General features: G+C 70.9%; 16 protein-coding genes. 8 read left to right on the top strand and 8 right to left on the bottom strand.

From position 1 onward, the window contains the following. Positions 1–46: 46 nt before the first annotated feature. Entirely contained in the window at positions 47–988 is a 942-nt protein-coding gene (locus WMF44_RS08300; RefSeq protein WP_437298589.1) for an FHA domain-containing protein, read from the bottom strand. Positions 989–1101: 113 nt separating this feature from the next. On the opposite strand from WMF44_RS08300, the gene WMF44_RS08295 reads away from it, so the two are divergent. Continuing rightward, positions 1102–2619, top strand: coding sequence for a hypothetical protein (locus WMF44_RS08295; protein ID WP_437298588.1), 1518 nt, complete (start codon positions 1102–1104; stop codon positions 2617–2619). A 6-nt stretch (positions 2620–2625) separates the two neighbouring features. On the opposite strand, the gene WMF44_RS08290 is transcribed toward WMF44_RS08295, so the two are convergent. After that, the gene (locus WMF44_RS08290) at positions 2626–5085 is read right to left on the bottom strand and encodes a protein kinase domain-containing protein (RefSeq protein WP_437298587.1); all 2460 of its coding nucleotides are present in this window, start codon (positions 5083–5085) and stop codon (positions 2626–2628) included. 253 nt (positions 5086–5338) lie between these two features. Then, positions 5339–6469: a hypothetical protein gene (locus WMF44_RS08285; RefSeq protein ID WP_437298586.1), complete on the bottom strand. Its 1131-nt coding sequence runs from the start codon at positions 6467–6469 to the stop codon at positions 5339–5341. Positions 6470–7083: 614 nt separating this feature from the next. Here WMF44_RS08285 and WMF44_RS08280 point away from each other — a divergent pair. The 5 genes from WMF44_RS08280 (at position 7084) to WMF44_RS08260 (ending at position 12956) form a co-directional block, all read left to right on the top strand. Continuing rightward, positions 7084–7521, top strand: coding sequence for a cupin domain-containing protein (locus WMF44_RS08280; RefSeq protein ID WP_437298585.1), 438 nt, complete (start codon positions 7084–7086; stop codon positions 7519–7521). 255 nt (positions 7522–7776) lie between these two features. Continuing rightward, positions 7777–8916 carry a glucose 1-dehydrogenase gene (locus tag WMF44_RS08275; RefSeq protein ID WP_437298584.1) on the top strand — a complete coding sequence of 380 codons (1140 nt, stop codon included), beginning with the start codon at positions 7777–7779 and terminating at the stop codon, positions 8914–8916. A gap of 46 nt (positions 8917–8962) precedes the next feature. Continuing rightward, positions 8963–10738: an IlvD/Edd family dehydratase gene (locus WMF44_RS08270; protein WP_437298583.1), complete on the top strand. Its 1776-nt coding sequence runs from the start codon at positions 8963–8965 to the stop codon at positions 10736–10738. A 26-nt stretch (positions 10739–10764) separates the two neighbouring features. Beyond that, positions 10765–11760 (top strand): C-terminal binding protein, encoded by a 996-nt coding sequence (locus WMF44_RS08265; protein WP_437298582.1) that lies wholly within the window; start codon positions 10765–10767, stop codon positions 11758–11760. A gap of 185 nt (positions 11761–11945) precedes the next feature. Next, the gene (locus WMF44_RS08260; RefSeq protein WP_437298581.1) at positions 11946–12956 is read left to right on the top strand and encodes an aldo/keto reductase; all 1011 of its coding nucleotides are present in this window, start codon (positions 11946–11948) and stop codon (positions 12954–12956) included. Between the two features lie 49 nt (positions 12957–13005). Here WMF44_RS08260 and WMF44_RS08255 read toward each other — a convergent pair whose 3' ends face one another. The 5 genes from WMF44_RS08255 to WMF44_RS08235 form a co-directional block, all read right to left on the bottom strand. Beyond that, entirely contained in the window at positions 13006–15060 is a 2055-nt protein-coding gene (locus WMF44_RS08255) for an amylo-alpha-1,6-glucosidase (protein WP_437298580.1), read from the bottom strand. Between the two features lie 23 nt (positions 15061–15083). Then, positions 15084–15425 (bottom strand): SCP2 sterol-binding domain-containing protein, encoded by a 342-nt coding sequence (locus WMF44_RS08250; RefSeq protein WP_437298579.1) that lies wholly within the window; start codon positions 15423–15425, stop codon positions 15084–15086. A 103-nt stretch (positions 15426–15528) separates the two neighbouring features. Then, a complete protein-coding gene (locus WMF44_RS08245; RefSeq protein WP_437298578.1) occupies positions 15529–16122 on the bottom strand; it encodes an HdeD family acid-resistance protein in 594 nt (197 codons plus the stop codon). 180 nt (positions 16123–16302) lie between these two features. Beyond that, positions 16303–17094 (bottom strand): hypothetical protein, encoded by a 792-nt coding sequence (locus tag WMF44_RS08240; protein ID WP_437298577.1) that lies wholly within the window; start codon positions 17092–17094, stop codon positions 16303–16305. 246 nt (positions 17095–17340) lie between these two features. Next, positions 17341–18846, bottom strand: a complete 1506-nt coding sequence (locus WMF44_RS08235) for a trypsin-like peptidase domain-containing protein (RefSeq protein ID WP_437298576.1) — start codon at positions 18844–18846, stop codon at positions 17341–17343. Positions 18847–19214: 368 nt separating this feature from the next. Here WMF44_RS08235 and WMF44_RS08230 point away from each other — a divergent pair, with 368 nt between their 5' ends. Then, positions 19215–19796 (top strand): NADPH-dependent FMN reductase, encoded by a 582-nt coding sequence (locus tag WMF44_RS08230; RefSeq protein WP_437298575.1) that lies wholly within the window; start codon positions 19215–19217, stop codon positions 19794–19796. Positions 19797–19997: 201 nt separating this feature from the next. After that, positions 19998–20582, top strand: coding sequence for a hypothetical protein (locus WMF44_RS08225; protein WP_437298574.1), 585 nt, complete (start codon positions 19998–20000; stop codon positions 20580–20582). Positions 20583–21198: the final 616 nt, after the last annotated feature.

Raw genomic sequence — 21198 nt, 5'->3', positions numbered from 1 at the left:
AGAGGAGTCTTAAGCCGCCGCGCCCGACAGCGCCATTACACGAGTCTTACGCGCCCGCGCCCGCCGCCGGCATCGGCGTGATCACCAGCCGCTCCGTGCCCACGCGGAGCTGCCGGCTGCTGCGGCGCCGCTCGATCACCGCGGCGGCTCTGGCGAGGCCGGCGGCGCTCATCTCCTGCCGCACCCGGTAGATCTCGACGTTGAGCTTGTTCTCGTCCATCGACAGCATCCGGCAGAGATCGTCGACGAAGACCCAGCCGCGCTGCGGGGGGCCGAGCGACCCCGCGTCGCGGTCCCGGAGCCGGGCGCGCGCCAGCGTGAGCAGCATGTAATGGTGCGAGCGGGGCGGGAGCACGCGCGCGTCTCCGCCTCCCGCCACGGTGAGCTCGACCGCCTCCTCGTCGCGGCTGACCCGGAAGCGCAGCTCGGTCTCGTCGATGCGGGCGGCGTGCTCGCCCGCGTCGTCGGTGGCGGCGGGGGGCGTGGGCAGGTGCAGCGCGAACGCCTCGCCCCCGAGCTGCAGGACCTCGCCGTCCTGGGCCGGGCGCGATTGCCCGTCGATCTCCACAAGGAAGCTCCCGCCCTCGACCTCCACCACGCAGGCGCGCAGATCGTCCGCCGAGGGCAGGGCGAGCAGGGCGCCCGCGCCGGCGAGGAGCGCGCCGTCGGAGAGCCGCCGCGCCATGGGCACGGGCGGCGAGGCGTCGGCGAGGGTCCACGTCGCCTCCGGATCGCCGAACGCGAGCTGGTCGCCCCCGGCCAGGGCTCGCGCGCTCCCGGGCGCGAGGCGCTCGCCGTTGACGAAGGTGCCGTTCTTGCTGCCCAGATCGCGCACCGACCAGGCGCCGTCGCGGTACGACAGGCGCGCGTGCTCCGCGGAGGCGAGCCGCACCTCGATCCGCACCGCGCACACCGACGACCGCCCCACCAGCGCGTGCGCCGCGAGCGCCGCCCGGGTGCCGCCGCCGCGTTGCTCCAGGATCGCCACGGTCGCGAGGCTACCACCGCCCCCCGCGCGGAAAGAAGGGGCAGCTGTAAGGTTCGCGTCATGGATGCTGCCCGGCAGGTGCTTTAAAGGTGGGATCGACAAGGAGGACGAGGATGACGAAGCTCGACGAGGCCGCCGTGGGATCGAAGCCGCGGCCGTATCAGCTCACCCCGGACATGAAATATTCGCTGTCGATCTCGGGCGTGACCAGCGCGTCATGGGCTGTTTACGTGACGGGCCCGGCGTCGGGTTTCGGTGTGACCGACCCGGCGTCATCCAGCAGCAACAGCTACCCGACGAACACGGAGCTCTGGGAGATCGATCCCACCTTCCTCCATGACCTGAAGAACCCCGAGACGGGGACGACCCAGATCACGATCGGACCAGGGGAGGAGCTGGGGAATGCCCCTTCGACCCCGCCGCCGGTCGACATGCCCGCGCAGAGCCTGTGGACACCGGTGACGGCATCGGCGTTGCCCCCGGCCGGCCTGTTCCTCGGCACCAACGCCGCCGGGGACCAGGTAGGGCTCGATTTCGCGCTCAAACACAAGACGCCCTGGCGAGGGACCGTGACCTGGTATGTCGGCACGCAGAGCGGAAGTCCGCCGCAATATGCCGTCGACAGCAACGGAATCACCCTGACCTACGACACGGTGAGCTCCCCCGCCGGCGTCACGTGGTACAAGATGACGCAATCGCCGCTGTCGTGGGGCCAGCCGGCGACCGTCGGCGGCGCCGCGCTCGGCGTGGGGCTCGCGCAGCTGGGCGATACGTTCTACCTCGCATTCACGAACGCCAGCGACAGCACCGTCTCCTGTTCCACCTCCGGGGACGGCGCGACGTGGTCGGACCCGACCTCGATTGGCATATCGGCCGCTGGCGAGCCGGCGCTGGCCTCGCTGGACGGCACGCTGTACCTCGTCTACCAGAAGAGCGGCTCGTCCTCGGTGAAGATGTGCACGAACGCCGGCGAGGGCTGGTCGAAGAGCACCCACACCGGGGCCAGCGCCTCGAGCGCGCCGGCGCTGAGCGTGGTTTCCGCCGGATCGACCAGCGTGTTGTGCATGGCCTACCTGACCGCGTCAGGGAAGCCTCACATGCACGTGCGCACATGGAACGGGTCGCGCTGGTCTCCCAACCATGGCAGCCCGGGTGTCGAGGCGGCGGGCGCGCCCGCGCTCGTTGGCTATAACGGGCAGCTGCTCCTCGCCCAGCAAGGCGCCGCCTCGCAGACCATCGAGATCTACGCGACACACGACGTCCAGGCCTCGCCCGAATCGTGGTCCTGGCACAAGACGGCGCGCCTCTGGGTGGACGCGTCGACCTTCACGGTCACGAGCGATCCTTCGGCGCCGGAGCCCGCGAGCCCCCTCGTTCTCTCGAACCCGAGCTTCTGCGCCTACCTCGACCGGCTGTACCTCGCGTTCACGGACGCGTCCCAGAACGTCTGGATCTGCTCCAGCGACGACGGCAAGAGCTGGTCTGGCTTCGCGCAGCTCCCTGAGCAGATCGCCGGCTGTGAGGCGCTGGCGAATCCGGCTCTCGCGGCGTTCACCCCCAGCAGCGGCATCCCCACGCTCGCCCTCGCGGTCGTCACAGGGAGCGGCGTCTCCGTGCTCACCGCGACCTGATCCCGATCAGCCCGGTGCCGGAAAGGAGCGCGCCGGCCGGATGCCCACGAGCGGCCGGCGGATCCCCGGGCGCGCGCCGAAGCGCACGGCGGCGCGCGAATACGCGATCGAGCTCCCCCAGCCGCCCCCGCGGATGGCGCGGAAATCGTCGTCCTCCGGGTCGGCCGCCTCGAGCCGCAGCCGCCCGCCCTCCACGGGCGGCCCGCCGTGCCGCCACACGTTCGCGCACCAGTCGCGCGCCGTGCCGCCGAGCCCGCGCGCGCCATAAGGGCTCTCGTCGGTGGGCGGCTCGTCCACGGGCCACGGCGTGGGCTCGCCGCGGTGGATCTCCAGCACACACGCGAACGCCGGCTCCGCGTGATCCCCCCAGGGGAACAGCCGCCCGTCGGCGCCGCGCGCCGCCTTCTCGCGCTCGATCTCGTCCGGCAGCCGCCACGGCTTGCCCGTGCGGATCGCCAGCCAGCGCGCATAGGCCCCGGCGACGTGGCCGTCGACGATCGCGGGCCAGCGCTCCTGGGGCGGCGGATCCGGCGTGTCGCGGCGCAGCGCGAAGCGGCCCGCGGCGTCGCGCGTGATCCCCGGCATCCCGAGCGCCTCCGCGAGGACGCCGGGGTGGGCCGCAGGCAGCCCCAGCGCCGCGTTGTCGAGGCCCTGCCGCGCGAGGTCGTCGAGAAACTCCAGGAGCTCGCTGTTGGTCACGGAGAAGCGCCGCAGGACGAAGCCGTCCACCCAGATGCGACGCCGCGGCAGCGCGTCGGCCGCCTCGGGATCGCCGCCGGTCCAGGCGTACCCGGCGGGCACGTAGACCTCGTCGGGGCCGAGATCGCCCTCGCGCGGGAGCGCGATGGGGACGGGCGCGGACGCGCCGGACGGCGTGCTGTCCCAGTGCTCGCCGCGCTCGACGAGCACCGGATAGCGGACCTCCCGGCGCCCCGGCGCCGAGACGCGGAGGAGGTAGCTGCCGTGCGGCAGCGCCGCCGCATGGAGCGGCGTCCGGCCCAGCTCGCCCGCCGGCTCCTCGACGAGGCGCCGCCCCCGGAGCCCGTAACGGTGCACGGTGACGCGCGCGCCCGGCGGATCGGTGACCAGGGTGACGGCCCCGTCGCCGCGCAGGAACGCCGCGTGCCTGCCGCGATCGTGGGCGCGCAGCAGCACCTCGGCGCGGGCGGCGTCGGCGAGGCGGCGCGCGCGCTCGGCGTCGAGCAGCTGATCGCGGTAGTGGTCGGCGAGCGCGCCGTGCGCTTCGGGCAGCTCGGGATCGATCGCCAGCGCGCCGTGCACGGCCTGGATCCACTCCGCCTCCCGGAGCGAGGCCTCGCGCTCCAGCCGCTCGGCCTCGTCCTCGCGCTCCCAGCCCGGCGCCTTGGCCTCGATGGCGTCGGACGGCTTCACGCCCGCGAGCGCGCGCCGCGCCTCGTCGCGCGCCGCCGCCGCCCGCGCCCGCAGATCTGCGCGCGCCTCGCCCAGCGCGCGCACGCCCACGAACGCCGCGAGCGCCCGCTCGCGCCGCCGCGCGCCGTCGAGGAACGCCTCGACGTCGCGCGCCAGCGCGCCCGCGTCCGGGTAGCGCGCCTCCACCTCGAGCGCCATGGCGCGCCGGCAGATGGCCGCGAGCTCCGGCGGCACGTCGGACGTCCCGCGCGCCCCGTCGAGCAGCGGCGGATCGTCCGACGCCACCCTCGTCGACGCGGCGGGCGGCGGGCGGCCGACGAGCACGTCGTGCAGCATGGCCCCGAGCGCGTAGGTGTCCGTCGCGGGCCCGTGGCGCCGCACGTCGCCGCGCGCCTGCTCGGGCGCCATGTACGCGGGGGTCCCGATGACGTCGCCCGCACCCGTCAGCCCGGCCGGCGCCGCCGCTCGGCCCGCCCCCGCGCCGGGCCCGGCGACATCTTCCCGCTCCCCGGCGCTCCGGGCGATCCCCCAGTCCATCACCAGCACCTCCGCAAACGGGCCCACCATCACGTTGGCCGGCTTCAGATCGCGGTGGATGACGCCGCGGCTGTGCGCGTAGGCCACGGTCTCGCAGACGCGCGCGAACACATCGAGCAGCCGGCGCCGCGGCACGTGCCCGCCGCCCGCGCGGAACGCCTGGTCAATGACCGCCCGCAGCGTCCGCCCCCGCACCTCGGCCATCGTGAACCACAGCTGTCCCCCCTCGAGCTCGCCGTAGTCGTGGACCGCCACGATCCCCGGGTGCGACAGCCCCGCGGTCAGCTCGATCTCGGCGAGGAACCGCGCGCGGCGCGCCGCGGACGGCGCCACGTCGGGCCGGAGGATCTTCATGGCCACGGCGCGCTTGAGCTTGCGATCCCAGACGCGCCGCACCTCCCCGAAGCCGCCGCTGCCGAGCTGGCCCCGATCCTCGTAGCGCTCGGGCAGCCCGAGCGCGCCCGCGAGCGCGCCCGCCGCCCCGGCGCCCGTGGCGGTGCTCTCCGTTTCGTCGCTCGGCGAAAGCTTCGAGGCCATGCGGCGCGGCGATGGTACCGGCAAAGCTCGGCCGGGACAGCCCTCGAGGCGCGCGGGAGGCGCGTCGCGAGACGCGATGCGGCGTTACCGGGCGCCTTGCGGCGCAGAACGGTGCGCTTCAACGTTCGGGGCTCCGGGTCGCCTGCGGCGCCCTGCGCCCCGAACCCCCGCTCGGGGCTCCGGGTCGCCTGCGGCGCCCTGCGCCCCGAACCCCCGCTCGGGGCTCCGGGTCGCCTGCGGCGCCCGCCCCGGATCAGGGGCACGTCGCCGCGTCGTCGTTGTTGATCACGGACGCTCGTGGAACGCCGGTCCGCTCACGGAGCTCTTCCACTTCACAGGTGGGGAGCTTCGGGTTCGTCGTGATCTCGAGGCCGTAGTGGATCCGCTCGAGCGAAGAGAGTCCATCGATGCTGGCGAGCTCCGGGTTGTTCGAGATGACGAGATTTTGCTCGATCGCCCGGAGCGCAGAGAGCGCATCGATGGAAGTGAGCACCTCGTTGTCCCTGATGGTGAGATCTTGATAGACCATCTCGATCGCCGAGAGCCCATCGAGGCTCTCGAGCTTCGCGTTGCTCATGACGAGGAGGTTGGCGAGCTGACTCACGCCGTCGAGGCCCTGCAAGCTCTCGAGGGCCGGGTTGGACTTGAGCGCCACCGCGCCCGTGGCGGTCAGGGTGCGCAGCCCGGCGAGGCTCGCCAGGACGGGGTTGTCCTCGATCTGGATGCCAGAGCGCACCGTCGTCAGACTCTCGAGCCCGCCCAGGTCAGCGAGGCGGAGGTTCGAATGGAGGGTCAATGCGCCATCCACGACCTTCAGGCCTTGGAGCCCCGTCATGCTCGCGAGCGCGTCGTTCTTCTCGATCGTGAGCCCCGCCCCGATGGACTCGAGCCGTTCGAGCCCCTCGAGCGTGGCGAGCTTGCGCGTGTACCGGATGGTGACCGTGCCCGTGACGTGCCGTAGACAGCCAAGGCGGTGCAGCTGACTGACGTCTTCACTGAGCGCCAGGTCCCCGCGGATCTCCGAGATGGGCGGCAGATCGTCGAGATCGCCCTGGTATTTCAGATCGACCGAGCTCGGGAACAGCCGCGCCGCGGCGCAGTCCAGCTCCGCGGGCGCCCCCGCGCTCCCGCCGGTTCCATCCGGAGCCCCGCCGCTCGTGCTGCCCACGTCCATGCCGCCCGAGCCCGCCGCCGCGCCGCCGTCACCCGCCCCGGTCGAGCCGAACGGGCCACCCGTGCCGGAGCCGTTGCCCGTGGTCCCGCCCGCGCCGCTTCCTCCCACGCCTCCTCCTGACGCCGTGTTCCCGGCCTCCCCGGAGCCCTCGACCTCGGAGGAGCTCCCCCCTTCCCCGTCGCCCTCGACGCCTGGATCGTCGAGAAGCACCCTGCTGCAAGCCAATGGGCCTCCTGCTGCGACGAGCCCTGCCGCCGCAATCGGCGCCCACCACCAAACCCGCCTGCTACGCACCGGCATGACCGAACCTCCGCCGCCGAGTATAGGGCAAGGCAATGCCCTGGAGCGAGGGTTGGCGCCCGTCGAAGCCGTGCGGATCGAGGACACACCGTCACGCGCGCCGAGGTTTGCGCCAGCATTGATGTAAATGTGCCACGAGCGCGGAGCGCCGGAGCGCCGGGCCCCCGCGGCGCATTCATGACTCGGGCGCGCGACGAGCCTGTCATGAATCGACGGCATCGCTCTCCGGTGCCTGGCAGTGCAGGTGAAGCTCTTTCACATGCGCGGCGCGTGCTCACTCGCCCATCGCTCCCCGACACGCGGCTCCTCGGCGACGGCACGCCGCGTGCTCGCTCGCGCCGAGGTGACGCGCTGGGCAGCGTTCTTCAACACCGACATGCACAGGGCCTTCAAGCAACTCTTCACGCCGCGTCGGCTCCTCGCTGCCCTCAAGCTTCTCCGCTTCAGCGAACGCATGCGCGCCGGCCCGGCCGTGCAGAAGGCGCTCGCGATCGACGCGTACCCTGTTCAACCACGAGGATCCCATGCTCCAGAATCTCCGTTTCGCCTCTCGCACTTCGAAGCTCGTGAAGAGCACCGCCGCCGTGGCGGCCGTCGCGGTGGGCCTGCTCGCCTGCCCCGCTGCCGCCGCGCCCGAGCCGGTCGTCACGACGCTCCTGACGAAGGAGCTCGCGAACATCCCCGGCAAGGAGCTGATGATGCTCATCGTCGACTACCCCCCCGGCGCCGCCGATCCGGTGCACCGTCACGACGCCCACGGCTTCATCTATGTCCTCGAGGGCTCGATCGTGATGGGCGTGAAAGGCGGCAAGGAGGTGACGCTCACCCCGGGCCAGACCTTCTACGAGGGGCCCAGCGACATCCACACCGTCGGCCGGAACGCGAGCGCCAAGAAGCCCGCGAAGTTCCTTGTCGTGCTCGTGAAGGAGCGGGGCGTGGCCCCGCTGCTGCCCGCCCAGTGATGCATCTCGTGCAGGGCCGGTAGCAAGCGGCCAGTCGAGTCAGGTCCAATCCGGTCAAACGCGATCCCACGGGAGAGCTCACCGCCCCCGCGCCCGCCGGGGCGCGGCCGCCTTCTCAGGAGCGGTAGGTCACCGGCGAGTGCTCGCCACGGGCTTGCCGCATCCAGACGAACGACCCATGGGACCCGGCGCCGGCGTGCCCTGCCTGGCACGCACGACGACGAGCGAGCAGGTGCTCGCAGGAAGAGGGGACGCGTGAAGTCGGTCGCTGCCTTGATGGCCGAGAGGGTTGTGTGTCTCGTCGAGGAGGAAGACCGACCGGAGGCTCGGCGGCTGGCGAACGGGCAAGCGCTGCTCCGCACGCTCGCGGTCGGACTGTGCGGGACCGACCGGGAGATCGCCGCGTTCACGTACGGGTCCGCCCCGGCAGGGACCGACCGGCTCGTGCTGGGACACGAGGCGCTCGCCGAGGTCGTGCAGACGGGTGAGGGCATGGTTCGCCTTCGTCCCGGAGATCTCGTGGTGCCGACCGTGCGTCGGCCCTGCACGAGGATCGACTGCCCGGCCTGCCGCGTCGGGCACCAGGACTTCTGCGCGACGGGCGAGTTCATCGAGCGCGGTATCTCCGGGGCGGGCGGCTTCATGACCGAGCTCTTCGTCGAGGAGGAGCGCTACCTCGTCCCCGTCCCTCCGGGCGTCGGCGAGCTCGGCGTCCTCGTCGAGCCGCTGAGCGTCGTGGCCAAAGCGTTCGCCCAGCTCGACGCCGCCCTGACGCGCCTGCCCTGGGAGGACGACGCACCGCGGGGCCTGGTCCTCGGCGCCGGGCCGATCGGCGTGCTCACGGCGATGGGGCTTGTCGCGAACGGTTATCGGGCGGTCGTGTATTCGAGGGAGCCGACGGACGGCGATCAGGCGCGCTTCGTGCGCAGCATCGGCGCCGACTACGTATCGAGCGAGTCCACCGACGTCGCGGGGCTGATGAGGCGCCACGGGCGGTTCGACGTGATCATCGAAGCGGTCGGCGTGCCGGCGTTCGCGTTCAAGACCCTCCCCGCGCTCGCGGCGAACGGCGCGTTCGTCCTCACCGGCATCCCTGCGCCGGGGCCCGCGATGGACTTCGACACATGCGGTCTGATGCGCGATTTCGTCCTCCAGAACCAGCTGATGTTCGGGACCGTGAACGCCGGCCGCAAGTCCTACGAGGCAGCCGTCCGGATGCTCGAGCAGTTCCTGATCCTGTTTCCCGACGCCGCGCGCCGGGTCATCGCGCGGCGGATCTCGCTCGACGAGGCGCCGGCCTTGCTGCGCGCGGGAGCGGGTGGAGCGAAGACGGTGATCCACATCGCGGAGGCCGGAACGGCGGCGCGCGATGAAGGGCTTCGGGCTGCCGGGTAGGCCGTGGCGCCCCTCGTCCAGGAACCGGGAACCGGGAAGGACAGCGATGAACCAGAAGCGAAAGCTGAGGAGCCAGGCATGGTGGGACGACGCGACCAATCCGGAGATGACGGCGCTGTACCTCGAGCGCTACTTGAACTTCGGGCTGACCCGTGAAGAGCTCCAGTCCGGCCGCCCCGTCATCGGGATCGCCCAGACGGGGAGCGACCTCGTTCCGTGCAATCGCCATCATCTGAGCCTCGCCGTCCGGGTCAAGGAGGGCGTGCGTGACGCCGGCGGGATCCCGCTGGAGTTCCCGGCGCACCCCCTCCAGGAGACAGGCAAGAGGCCCACCGCGGCCCTCGACCGGAACCTCGCGTACCTCGGGCTGGTGGAGGTGCTCCACGGATACCCGCTCGACGGCGTCGTCCTCACGACGGGCTGCGACAAGACAACGCCGTCCTGCCTGATGGCGGCGGCGACCGTCGATCTGCCCGCGATCGTGCTCTCGGGCGGGCCGATGTTGAACGGATATTACCGCGGGAGGCTCGCCGGCTCGGGGCTCGTGATCTGGGAGGCTCGACGGCTCCTCGCGGCCGGCAGCATCGACTACACGGAGTTCATGGACATGGTCGCCGCGGCGGCGCCCAGCGTGGGGCACTGCAACACGATGGGAACGGCCCTGTCGATGAACGTCCTCGCCGAGGCCGTCGGGATGTCGCTGCCCGGATGCGCGGCGATCCCGGCGCCCTACCGGGAGCGGGCCCAGATGGCCTACGCGACCGGGCGCCGGATCGTGGAGATGGTGCACGAGGACCTGACGCCGAGCGCGATCATGACCAAAAAGGCGTTCGAGAACGCGATCGCCGTCGCCTCGGCGATCGGCGCGTCGACCAACTGCCCCATCCACATGAACGCCATCGCGCGCCACGTCGGGGTCGACTTGACGAACGACGACTGGCAGCGGGTCGGGCAAGACGTCCACTTGCTCGTCGACTGCCAGCCCGCCGGGCGCTTCCTGGGAGAGGACTTCTATCGCGCGGGGGGCGCGCCCGCCGTCATGAACGAGCTGCTCCGCGCGGGCCGTCTCCACGGGGATGCGCTCACCGTGTCCGGACGAGCCGTGGGGGAGAACGTGGCGAGCGCCGCCGTCGCCAACCGCGACGTGATCCGACCGTACGAAGATCCTCTGCTCCGCGCCGCCGGCCTGCTCGTCCTGAGCGGGAACCTCTTCGACTCGGCCGTCATGAAGAGCAGCGTCATCGGAGAGGTCTTCCGCGGCCGCTACCTGTCGGACCCCGCGAACCCCGATGTCTTCGTGGCGCGGGCCATCGTCTTCGAGGGGCCAGAGGATTACCACGCTCGCATCAACGATCCGTCGCTCGGGATCGACGAGCGCTGCATCCTCGTCATGCGCAACACGGGGCCCATCGCCTATCCGGGCTCCGCGGAGGTCGTGAACATGGATCCGCCCGACGCGCTGGTGCGAGAGGGGATATCCCTGCCGACGCTCGGTGATGGCCGCCAGAGCGGCACCTCGGACAGCCCCTCGATCCTGAACGCGTCGCCCGAGTCCGCGGTGGGCGGCGGCCTCGCGCTGCTCCGGACGGGGGATCGCATCCAGGTCGATCTGCTCCGGCGTCGCGTGGACGTGTTGCTCTCCGACGACGAGATCGAGCAGCGCCGCAGGTCCCTGAAGCTGCCGGAGCTCGAGAGCCAGACGCCATGGCAGGAGATCTACCGGAACGCGGTCGGTCCCCTGTCCACGGGCGCGTGCTTCGAGCCGGCCGTCCGGTACCAGCACCTCGTTCAGCTCCGCGGGCTGCCTCGTCACTCACATTGAACGGCACGGGAACGGAGATAAGGACCATGAGCATGGAACGGACGGGGCAGGTCGTCGTGCTGGACTACGATTTCGGCGACGTCGACATCGAGCGCTCTCTCGTGGAGCCGGCCGGCTTCGAGCTGGTCGCCGCGCAGTGCAAGACCGAGGAGGACGTCGTGGCCGTCGCGCGCGACGCCGTCGGCGTGCTCACGCAGTACGCCGAGGTCAAGGGGCGAGCCATCTCGGGGCTCCGGCGCTGCCAGGTCATCGCTCGGTACGGCACCGGGGTCGACACGGTCGACGTCGCGGCGGCGACCCGCCGTGGGATCCGCGTCACCAACGCGCCGAACGACTGGTGCGCCGACGAGGTCGCCGACCACGCCGTGGCGCTCTTGCTCACGCTCGCCCGCAAGCTGCCCGCGTACGATCGCGCCACGCGCCGTGGATCCTGGTCCTGGCAGGATGGCCGGCCGATCCACCGGATGCGGGGCGCGACCCTGGGGCTCCTGTCGTTCGGCGCGATCGCCCGAAGCATCGCCGCGAAAATGGCGAGCTTCGGTGTGCGCGTCACGGCGCACGACCCCTTTCTCGGCGCGGACGAGATCCGCGCCGCCGGCGCCGACCCCGTGTCCTTCGACGAGCTCCTGGAGCGCTCCGACTACCTCGTCATCCAGGCGCCGCTGACCCAGGGGACCCATGGCCTCTTCGGGGAACGCGAGCTCCGGCGCATGAAGCCGACAGCGATCCTCGTCAACACCGCCCGTGGTCCGATCATCGACGACGGCGCGCTGTACCGGGCGCTCGCGGAGGGATGGATCGCGGGGGCCGGGCTCGACGACCTCGCCGAGGAGCCGGCGAAGCGCCGGGACTGGAGGCCGACGAGCCCGCTCTTCTCGCTCGAGAACGTCGTCATCTCGCCCCACGCTGCCTATTACTCGGAAGAGTCGATCGAGTTCGTCCGACGATTCGCGGCGAGCGAGGTCGTTCGCGTCCTGTCCGGACAGGAGCCGATGTCGCCCGTGAACCTCATGGCCGCCTGAGGCCGCCGCCTCGCCGGAGCCGGCGGGTACGGGGGATGCATTCGGAATGGAGTGAATGGGGTGAATCTGGTGGAGGAACGCGTCGATGCCACAACCAGCCCCGAACCGGGCCCAGGAGCCGCGGGTCGACGTGAGCGTGCCACTCTTGCGCCGGCGGCGATCGGAAGAAACGGAGGAGGTACACCATGGAGCAAACGAACATTCGTGACGTGCCTATCCCCGTGAGCCGGGTCGGCCTCGGGACCTGGGCCATGGGCGGGTATCAATGGGGAGGCGCCGACGACGACGCGTCGGTCCGCACGATCCACGCGGCGCTCGATCTCGGGATCAACCTGATCGACACCGCGCCGGCCTACGGGTTCGGGCACTCCGAGGAGGTCGTCGGACGGGCCATCGCCGAGCGGGGCCAGCGCGAGCGGGTCGTCCTCGCGACCAAAGGGGGCCTCGAGCGGCGCGGCGACGCGCTCTTCCGGAACGGGACGCGCAAGCAGCTCCTGGAGGAGGTCGAGCTCTCGCTCCTCCGCCTGCGCACCGATTACATCGATCTCTATCAGGTTCACTGGCCGGATCCACAGACGCCCTACGAAGAGACGGCCCAGGCCCTCCTCGATCTCCAGCGTCAAGGCAAGATCCGCGCGATCGGCGTCTCCAATTACTCGATCGAGGCGATGCGGCGGTTCCGCGCTGTCGCGCCGATCGCCTCGGCGCAGCCGCCGTTGAACCTCTTCGAGAGGCAGGCGGAGGGGGACATCCTGCCTTGGTGTCGCGACAACGGGGTTGCCACGCTCACCTACGGCGCGCTCTGCCGCGGGCTCCTCAGCGGCGCGATCGACGAGAAGACCGCGTTCAAGGGGGACGACCTCAGGAAGACCGATCCGAAGTTTCAACCTCCTCGCTTCGCGCAGTACCTCGACGCGGTGAGGGGCCTCGATCGGTTCGCGCGCGGCCGCTACGCTCGGGGCGTGCTCGCGCTCGCGGTGCGCTGGGTGCTCGACCACCCGGGTGTCTCGGTGGCTCTCTGGGGGGCTCGACGGCCGGAGGAGCTCGCGCCGATCAACGAGGTGATGGGATGGAGCCTCGACGACGAAGCCCGCGCCCACATCGACGCCGTGCTCACCGGAGCCGTGCGCGACCCGGTGGGTCCCGAGTTCATGGCGCCGCCGGAGCGCCCCGCCGCGGCGCGCAGCGCGGCCTGACGCCGCGAATCCATGGCGACGGCCACGCGCTGGCCGCCGCCATGGCGACTCACGCCGCCCGGAGCCCCGACTCCGGGCGCGCTCGACCGAAGGCGTCGCACCTGCCCCAGCGCCCGCGGATGTCGAGCAGCCGGATCTCCCCGAGCTCGGCGGGGACCGCCGGATCGACGAACAAACGATTGCCCATCGGCTCCAGCCCGAGCACGACGCGCAGAAAGAGCAAGGGAGCCGCGGTGGCCCAGGCCTGGGGGCTGCACGCGGTCGGATACTCGACAGGGAAGCTGGTGAGCTCTCGTGGATACCCGGCGAACGCCTCCGGCAAGCGGTAGTGGAAGAAGGGCGCCGCGGCCAGGTTGCCCGTCGCGACGCGCCCGGCCTCCACGCTGAAGCCGTAACGCCGGAGCCCGAGCGCGATCAGCGAGTTCTCGTGCGGCCAGACCGTGCCCACGTGATATCCGATGGGGTTGTACCCGCCCTCGTCGTCGGCCATGGTGCGCACCCCCCAGCCGCTGAACAGATGCGGTCCGAGGAGGTGCTCCACCACGCGCTCGGCCTTGGACGTGTCGACGATACCGCTCCAGAGCAAGTGGCCGATGTTCGACGTCAACGAGTCGACCCGGCGCTTCTGGCCGTCCAGCGCGAGCGCGAAGAACCCGCGATCGTCGAGCCAGAAGTCCTGATTGAATCGACGCTTCAGCTCGGCCGCGTCTCGCTCGAGGCGCGCCGAGAGCTCGGGGTCGCGCCAGAACTCGCGCGCGAGCCGGGCGCTGCGCACCTTCGCGTCGTAGACGTAGCCCTGGATCTCGCAGCACGCGAGGGGCCGCCGCGCGAGCGATCCGTCATGAAAGACGATGGAGTCCCACGAGTCTTTCCAGCACTGGTTCTCCAGGCCGGTCTCGGGGTTGCGCGTGTCGTACTCGACATACCCGTCCCCGTCGCGGTCGCCCCACTCATCGATCCATCGAAGCGCGGCGCGCGCTGTGTGCTCCATCGACAGGACGAGCTCCGCGTCGCCGGTCCAGCGCTCGTACTCGTCCAGCAGGATGAGGAAGAGCGGCGTCGAGTCGGCAGAGCCGAAGTAGGGGGAGTGCGGCCGCTCCTCGAAGGCGGTCAGCTCGCCCCAGCGCACCTCGTGGAGGATCTTTCCCGGCTCCTCGTCGCGGAAGTCGTCCCGGCGGCTGCCCTGGCGGCGCGCGAGGTAGCGGAGCGTGGAGCGCGAGAGCTCGGGGACGAACGGCAGCGCTTGCAGGCTCGTGATGATGCTGTCGCGGCCGAAGGCCGCCATGAACCACGGTAGACCGGCGGCCGGAATGGCGGCGTCCGGCATCAGCTTGGAGAAGAAGCGCAGCGCGGCCAGGTCGATGAGGCTCCGCTCGTACGTGCGGGCGAGCGTCTCGTTCGAGGTGAGGAGCCGCGGCGCGTGGTCGACCCAGCTCTCGAGGCTGATGCCGATGTTCGGGCGCGCGTGGCTCTCGCCGTGGGCGTACTTCACCCGGGTGTGCCGCTCCTCGAGGCCGTCGATCGCCGCCACGACGTCGAGGCAGGTGCTCCAGCGGCCGTGCGGCGCGATGCTCACCCGAAACGTCAGGCCGCTCGGATCGATCTGCGCGGGCTGCGAGGCGGAGATCCACGTCTCGCGCACGAAGCGCTCGCGTCGATAGCCGAGGACGAGCCGATTGTCCTCGATGCGGTGATAGCGCTCCCCTTTCTTCGGGAGCATGTCCTTGACCTCGAACAGGTCGGCGAAATCGGCGCCGGCCTCGATGCGGACCTCGAGCTCGACGGGGAGCTTGCCGTGGTTCATGAGCAGGAGGTCCTCGTGGAAGCCGTCGCCCGCGAACCGGCTCCGGACGATCGAGAGGGTCGATTCGACGTACATCGCGGCCGGCCTCGGGACGAGGAAGAACTGGGCCTGGAAGTACTGCACGTCGTCGGTGGACAGCGCGGCCGGGACGACGCCGTCGATCGTCAGGATCCATTCGGAGAGAAAGCGCGTGTCGAGGTGAAACAGGCCGAGCGGCCGGCTGACGGAGTGCTCGATGTTGCCGCGCAGATCGCTGACGACGAACGTGCCGCCGTCCAGAATGCTCACTTGCCGTTCCATGGGCCCCCTCCGATGACGGTGGCTCAGCGCGTCGCTTCCGGAGCCTGTTGCTCTCCCGGGGAGAAGACGCTCTGAAACATCTGGGCGACGCCCAGGTCTCCTCGCACGCCGACGCGGCCCTGCATGATCGCCGTGATCAGGTTCTGTTCACCGCGAAAGATCCGCAGGAAATCGTCGAGCGAGCAGGAGAGCTGGCAGTCCTCGCTCGCCCCTTCGGGCGCGATTCCGAAGGACCCGTCGGCGATCTCCACGACGACGCGCTCGTCGTCGCTGAGCTGCACGGCGCACACCTTCCGTGTTCCTCGCAGGCGGGCGTCGTAGCGTCCTGCCGCGAGATCCTGAATGAGCTTTCTTGTTTGCGACATGGCCAAAGAGTGTGTCCGGTTTGCCAACCTGGCCTTCGCGCTCGCCGCGATCCATACCTCGAGCAAGGGGTGTGCCCTTCTGCGCTGCGCGGAGGTCGCCTCTTCACGGTCGCGTTTCGAGCACGCGAGCGCCGCCCACCGCGATCAGGATCATCGACATACCGCCGGTCAGAAGGCTGATCCCGACGAGCAAGCCGAGCACCCGCACGGCCGTGGTGACGCCGCCCGTGATGATCAGCATCCCGAGCCCCACCGAAAGGATGCCGTCGAACACGAGCCATCCCGAGCCCCGCAGCCCGCGGTGCTGATAGGCGCGGATGAGCTTGAGCGCGCCCTCGGAGACGAAGTACGCCGCGGCGATCACCATCAGCGCGAGCTTGCCTGTCATCGGGGCGACAACAAGGAGGAGCCCGAACGCCACCTGCACCAGGGCGCTCACGAGCTCCCAGCGGGCGCCGGCCCAGCCGCGGCTCTGGATGGCGTGACAGCCCTCGGCCACGCCGGCGAGCACGATCAACCAGCCGAGGGCGATGGCGGTGATCCGGGACGCGACGAAGGGCATGACGAACGCGAGCACCCCGAGCGCCATCGTGGCCACGCCGATCGCGAGGAACCAACCGCGGTTCTCCCGCACGGTGTGAAAGTCGACCTGCGCAAAGCGAAGCGACCTCGTGGACTCGCCGAGCGGAGCAACCATGGGAGACCTCTCTGGTTCGTGGAGCACGCGTGTCCCGTCGGTCACCCGCCGCGCGAGGACGGGGTGGCCGGGACCGCGTCGGCTTCGAGCATCGTCCGTGCCAGCGCGCCGGCGAGAACATTGTGCCTGGCGCTCACGGAAGGCTTCGCGGCCGAGGGCGGACAGCAGCGCGCCGCCTGATCAGCGGGCGGCGGCCTTCGCGGCCCTGGTGCTCGGGCTGGTCGCCTGCCGGACCGCGCGCCGCTGGAGCTTCGAGCCCTGCTTCGCGCGATTGGCGCTCTTGCGCGTCGACTTGCGCGACGGGCGGTCCTGCGCCGAGTCTTCGAGCGTCGCGGTGGCCTTCCGTGTCCTCTGCATCGTGTTGCGCCGCGCCGTCGAGCCGCCGCCCGCCTTCCGGTCGGTCGCGCTCTGCCCCGGAGCGGCCGTGTCGACGGGAACGTCACGGCGCGACTTCTCGGGCCGCTCCAGCGCGCGCTCGAGGTTCTCCTTGCCGCGCCCCACGCGCCGCCCGATGAAGCTGCCCTCGGGTGATGGATGACCGCGCCGCGCCGGAGCCGCCGCGCTGCGCTTCGCCGCTCGCGCCGTGGGCTTCGGGCCGCGCGCCGGCGCGCGCGATGCGGCGCGCGGCGCGCGCTCGAGGGCGCTCTGCACGGCCCGCACGATCCCCGGGACGGCCCTGTCGATCGTCTCGCGCGGCTCGTGACCTCGCATCTGGTAGACGACGCTCGGGTGCCCGCTCAGGACGACCTTCACGTCGCACGCGACGTCGACGCCGCCGCGAGGCCCGTTCACGTCCGTGAAGCGCACGGTGAGCCGCTCGATGTCGGGCGCGAACCGCCCGAGCTTCGCCCCGAGGGTCTGGCGCACGTGCGCCCTCGTCGCCTCGTCGACGCCGACGCCGAAGGTCCGCATCGCGAGCGGCGTCCGCTCCGTCGGTGTGCGCCCGGCGCGCGCCCGGACCGGTCGCGGCACGGTGGAAGGGAACTGCGGACGTTGCCCGGTGGATGGTCGCCCCATGCGCACAACATCGAGACCGGCCCCCCGTCGTCAAGCGTCGCCGCCACCGGCGAGATCGGGTTCCTGTCCCCTCCTCCGCACCTCGGCCGGCTGCCCGCCCTCGCCGCCCGGTCCCCCGCGCGTCCGCCGCTGGCGCCGCAGTCCGCCGGCCAGGAGCTCGCGCTGGTGGAGCTCGAACACCGCGAACCTCGGCCGAGGCGGTCAGTCGGCGGGCGGGATGAAGAGGCCCGGACAGGGCTCGTCGCCGAAGACCCTTGCGCCGAGCCGGTACATCGTGATCTTCGGGTTCGGCGCCCAGTTCCAGCTGCCTCCGGCGTGGGAGTAATCGTTCGACTGGTCGAACGGCTGCCAGCTCGACGCGTGGAACGCGATGTTGAACCGGTCGGTGGAGGACGAGGGATCGACCGAGAGGAACGGGAGGCGCACGTCGAGGTAATGCGTCGCGCCCGCGCAGCCGCCCCCGGGCACCTCATGGAAGCTCATCTCGAGCTCGCTCGAGCAACCCCAGCAGGTCGCCTCGAGCGAGCCGGGCGGCTCCTGGCTGAAGTAGTACCGCACGGTCGAGCCCGCGAGGTACACGCTCTCGCTCCCCGTGTTGCGCACCTGGATCCCGGGCGTCACCCAGCTCGGCTGCGGCCCGTGGGAGTCGTACAGCACCTCCAGCTGGCAGTCCGCCGGGCACGACGTGGTGCTCTCGCCGCTGCTGCAGACGCCGTCGCCGCAGGAGCAGTCGCTCGCGCACGACGCCGGGCTCTCGAGCGGGCCGCAGGCGCCGTCACCGCACGAGCACAGGTCCGAGACCGTGCGCTCGCACATGGCCTGGATGGCCCGGAAGGCATAGGTCACGTCCTCGCCGCGGCACGCGTCGTCGGCGCAGGTGAACGGACGCACGCAGTCGCCGTCCTGCACGAAGTCGCGCTCGCCGCGCACCAGGATGCCCACGAGCTCCTTCGTGTTCAGATCGAACACGCCGGACCCGGAGTTGCCCACGAACGTGTCCAGGTTGCCGACGAAGAAGTCGAGGCTCGGCGCGTTGCTCCGGATCGCGGCCCCGTCGGCCAGCTTGAGCGGCAACCCGCGGGGGAAGCCGTGCACGACGAGCGGCGTGCCGATGGCCAGGGGATCGCTCGACACACGCACCGCGGCGGGCGTCCGCCCCACGACCGGCCGATCGAGCCGCACGACCGTGTAGTCCGCGCCCCGCCGGTCCTGGTAATAGCTGACGAAATCCACGCAGCTGTAGACGTCATCGCTGGTGATCTGGCCGAGCTGGCCGGACGGCGTCATCGCATAATCGAAGACGAAGCGGCTGTTATTGCAGTTGTTGATGCAGTGCGCGGCCGTGAGCACCAGGTCGTCGTCGATCAGCGTCCCGCTGCAGTCGGCGAGCGCCGGCTGGGACGCGAAGCGCTCGTCGGCGCACACGCCGTCGCGCCCCGCCCACGTGGGCCCGGCGATCTGGATGTCGTTCGGGTCCGAGTCGTCGACGGCCGACGCGGGGACGAGCGCCACGGTGAAGTCGAGCGCCTGCGCGGCCCAGGCGGGATCCGCGTACGTGAAGGGCTCTTCGCGGTCATCCTGGCCATAGATGACCTCGGCGCGGGCCTCGCCGGCGGCCTCCTCCCCGGCGGGCGCGGGCGCCGCGCACCCCGCGGCGGCCCCCATGGACAAAAAGCCAGCAGCAATGATGAAGTGGTTCGCTCTCATGACAAGCTCCCAAGTGGTGGACGAAGAGCGACGATCACCGGGCGGGCCCGATGACGACGTCTCGATGCCTGGCCGGCGTCGAGCAAGGATCTGACGCCCGACAAGCAAGGACCGCTGAGTGGCACGCTCATCCCGTTCTCAGCGAGGGGGATCTACTTCTTCGTGAGGCGCGCACCAATTCATATGCGCCATGGACCTCATGCACACGCTGCATCGAGCCGGCGCGGCCCGGGGCGCGAGCGCCCGCGAGGGCGCGCCCCTGACGACGGATTGACCATTGTCCAATGGATTGGCGCCGCCTCCAGCAGGCGGACATCCCGGGCTTACCCTCGTCGCATCGGGAGAACGTCCTCCTGGGGAGCACCATCATGAAGGTAGCCATTTTGACCGGCAGCGTGAGGAGCGGGAGACAGTCGCACAAGATCGCCCATCACCTGGAGCGGGAGCTCCGGGAGCGGGGCGCCGAGGCCGATCTCATCGATCTGGCGGAGACGCCGTTGCCGATCCTGGAGGACCGGTCGGGTCGCACCCCGCAGCTCCAGGCGACGGTCCAGGGGCTGAGCGCGCGCCTCCGCCGCGCGGACGCGCTCGTGTTCGTGACGCCGGAATACCACGGGAGCTTCTCGGGCGTGCTGAAGAACGCCCTCGACTATTTCTGGGAGGAGTTCGACAAGAAGCCGATCGGCGTGGTCACGGTCTCCGCGGGGAAGCTCGGGGGCATCAACGCCTCGACGCAGCTCCAGCACGTGATCCTGAGCCTGGGAGCGTTCCCGCTGCCCCTCAAGCTGCTCGTCCCGGAGGTCCAGAGCGTCTTCGACGAGTCGCTCCAGCTCAGGAGCGAGCAGGTCGCGAAGGCGGCCGACAGGTTCCTCGACGAATACCTGTGGTTCGCTCAGGCCATCGTCCAGGCGAAGCAGGCCGGCGAGATCTCCCGGCCTCTTGTCGCCTGAGGCCCCGCGCCGGAGATCGCCCTCGCCGGCAGCGAGGGTCGACGAGGTCGTCCTCCTACATCGACCTCCACGTCCACGCCGACGGCAGGAGCGCGAACGCGCGTGCGGGCACGCGGGCGAGGAGCAGGGCGTCTTGCGGTGTCGCGCGATGTTCGATATCGTCGGTCGTCGGCGGAACGAGCGCCTCAACCACCATCGGATATGGTTCAATACGTTTCTCCTCATCCCGGGATCGAGGGCCCCGGGGCCACCTTCGCGTCGATCGCCACGGCGCTCGGGGCGCACGGGGACATCGGGAAGAGGGTGCTCTCGACGCTGGGCGTGTCCGAGCTGGTCGCGGGCGAGTGGTACCCTCTCCAGATGCTCCTCGACCTGCTGAAGGGCGTGGCCCAGGCGACCGGGGACCACACGCTGCTCGGCATCGGGAAGGCGATCGTGGAGCACGCCGTGTGGCCGGCCATGCCGCCGACCATGGTGGAGGCCCTCCAGCTCGTCGACGTGGCCTACCACATGAATCACCGGCTCGACGGAGAGGTGATGTTCGATCCGGCGACCGGCGTCATGCGGGAGGGGATCGGCCACTACCGCTGTCATCCGGAGAAGCACCAGATCATCATGGTCTGCGATACGCCGTATCCCTCGGAGCTCGATCGTGGGGTCCTGCTCGGCACGGCGCGGCGATGGGCGTCGCGCGGGGTCAGGCCGCGCGTCGACGTCGTGCTCGACGAGTCCCGCCCGTCGCGGAAGCGCGGCGACGACTCCTGTACCTACCGCGTCACCTGGTGAACCTGGGACGTCGATCATCGGCGGGCAGCGCACCTCAGCGCTTCGCTGATCATCGAGGCCCGGACGTGCAGCAGAGCCTCCGCCCCGTCGCGCCGCCTCGTTGGCCGGGCGCGGTCGACCTCGAGACCTCTGGCGGGCAGGAAGCCCAAGCGCATTCGTGGATGTCAAGCGATTTTAGCCTCTCCAGCCTCCGGCCATTCCGTCCCGCCACACATTTGTGAACGCACACACACGCGGCCTTGGCCATGCCGCCTCGGCGCCAGCCGAGCGGACCAGCGAAGCCCGTGATCCTGCGCTCACCGCTCTGAACGCGGCGCTCCGAACGAGCCCTCGTCCGACGCGGCGCTCCGAAGGAGGCCCGCCAGCCGCGTCCTCCCGCGGGATCGAGCACAGCCGCAGGCCGGTCGATTGGAATTGACATCCGGAATGTGAACGTTCACTTTCCTCCTCGTGGGGCATCCTTTTGCTTTGCCGATCGATGACGTATCGATGACGTGCCGCCAGCGTCCGTAAGCGCCTGAAGACCCGTGACCACGTGCCCCGCCAGCACCGCGCCGGGCCGGGCGCTGCCCCATCCGAGCTGCGATAAAGATTCATAGCGTGGGTCGAGTCGAGG

It is taken from the genome of Sorangium sp. So ce426 (genome assembly GCF_051475585.1).
GTDB classification, from domain to species: Bacteria; Myxococcota_A; Polyangia; order Polyangiales; family Polyangiaceae; genus Sorangium; species Sorangium cellulosum_B.
The sequence above is the reverse complement of the archived record's forward strand: the minus strand, read 5'-3'. Positions and strand labels throughout refer to the sequence as shown.

What these genes read in the sequence shown, in the direction of transcription:
- WMF44_RS08260 (WP_437298581.1), top strand. Translation starts at nt 11,946, where the DNA reads ATGGAGCAAACGAACATTCGTGACGTGCCTATCCCCGTGAGCCGGGTC.
- WMF44_RS08280 (WP_437298585.1), top strand. Translation starts at nt 7,084, where the DNA reads ATGCTCCAGAATCTCCGTTTCGCCTCTCGCACTTCGAAGCTCGTGAAG.
- WMF44_RS08245 (WP_437298578.1), bottom strand. Translation starts at nt 16,122, where the DNA reads ATGGTTGCTCCGCTCGGCGAGTCCACGAGGTCGCTTCGCTTTGCGCAG.
- WMF44_RS08290 (WP_437298587.1), bottom strand. Translation starts at nt 5,085, where the DNA reads ATGGCCTCGAAGCTTTCGCCGAGCGACGAAACGGAGAGCACCGCCACG.
- WMF44_RS08235 (WP_437298576.1), bottom strand. Translation starts at nt 18,846, where the DNA reads ATGAGAGCGAACCACTTCATCATTGCTGCTGGCTTTTTGTCCATGGGG.
- WMF44_RS08250 (WP_437298579.1), bottom strand. Translation starts at nt 15,425, where the DNA reads ATGTCGCAAACAAGAAAGCTCATTCAGGATCTCGCGGCAGGACGCTAC.
- WMF44_RS08265 (WP_437298582.1), top strand. Translation starts at nt 10,765, where the DNA reads ATGAGCATGGAACGGACGGGGCAGGTCGTCGTGCTGGACTACGATTTC.
- WMF44_RS08270 (WP_437298583.1), top strand. Translation starts at nt 8,963, where the DNA reads ATGAACCAGAAGCGAAAGCTGAGGAGCCAGGCATGGTGGGACGACGCG.
- WMF44_RS08295 (WP_437298588.1), top strand. Translation starts at nt 1,102, where the DNA reads ATGACGAAGCTCGACGAGGCCGCCGTGGGATCGAAGCCGCGGCCGTAT.
- WMF44_RS08230 (WP_437298575.1), top strand. Translation starts at nt 19,215, where the DNA reads ATGAAGGTAGCCATTTTGACCGGCAGCGTGAGGAGCGGGAGACAGTCG.
- WMF44_RS08255 (WP_437298580.1), bottom strand. Translation starts at nt 15,060, where the DNA reads ATGGAACGGCAAGTGAGCATTCTGGACGGCGGCACGTTCGTCGTCAGC.
- WMF44_RS08225 (WP_437298574.1), top strand. Translation starts at nt 19,998, where the DNA reads ATGGTTCAATACGTTTCTCCTCATCCCGGGATCGAGGGCCCCGGGGCC.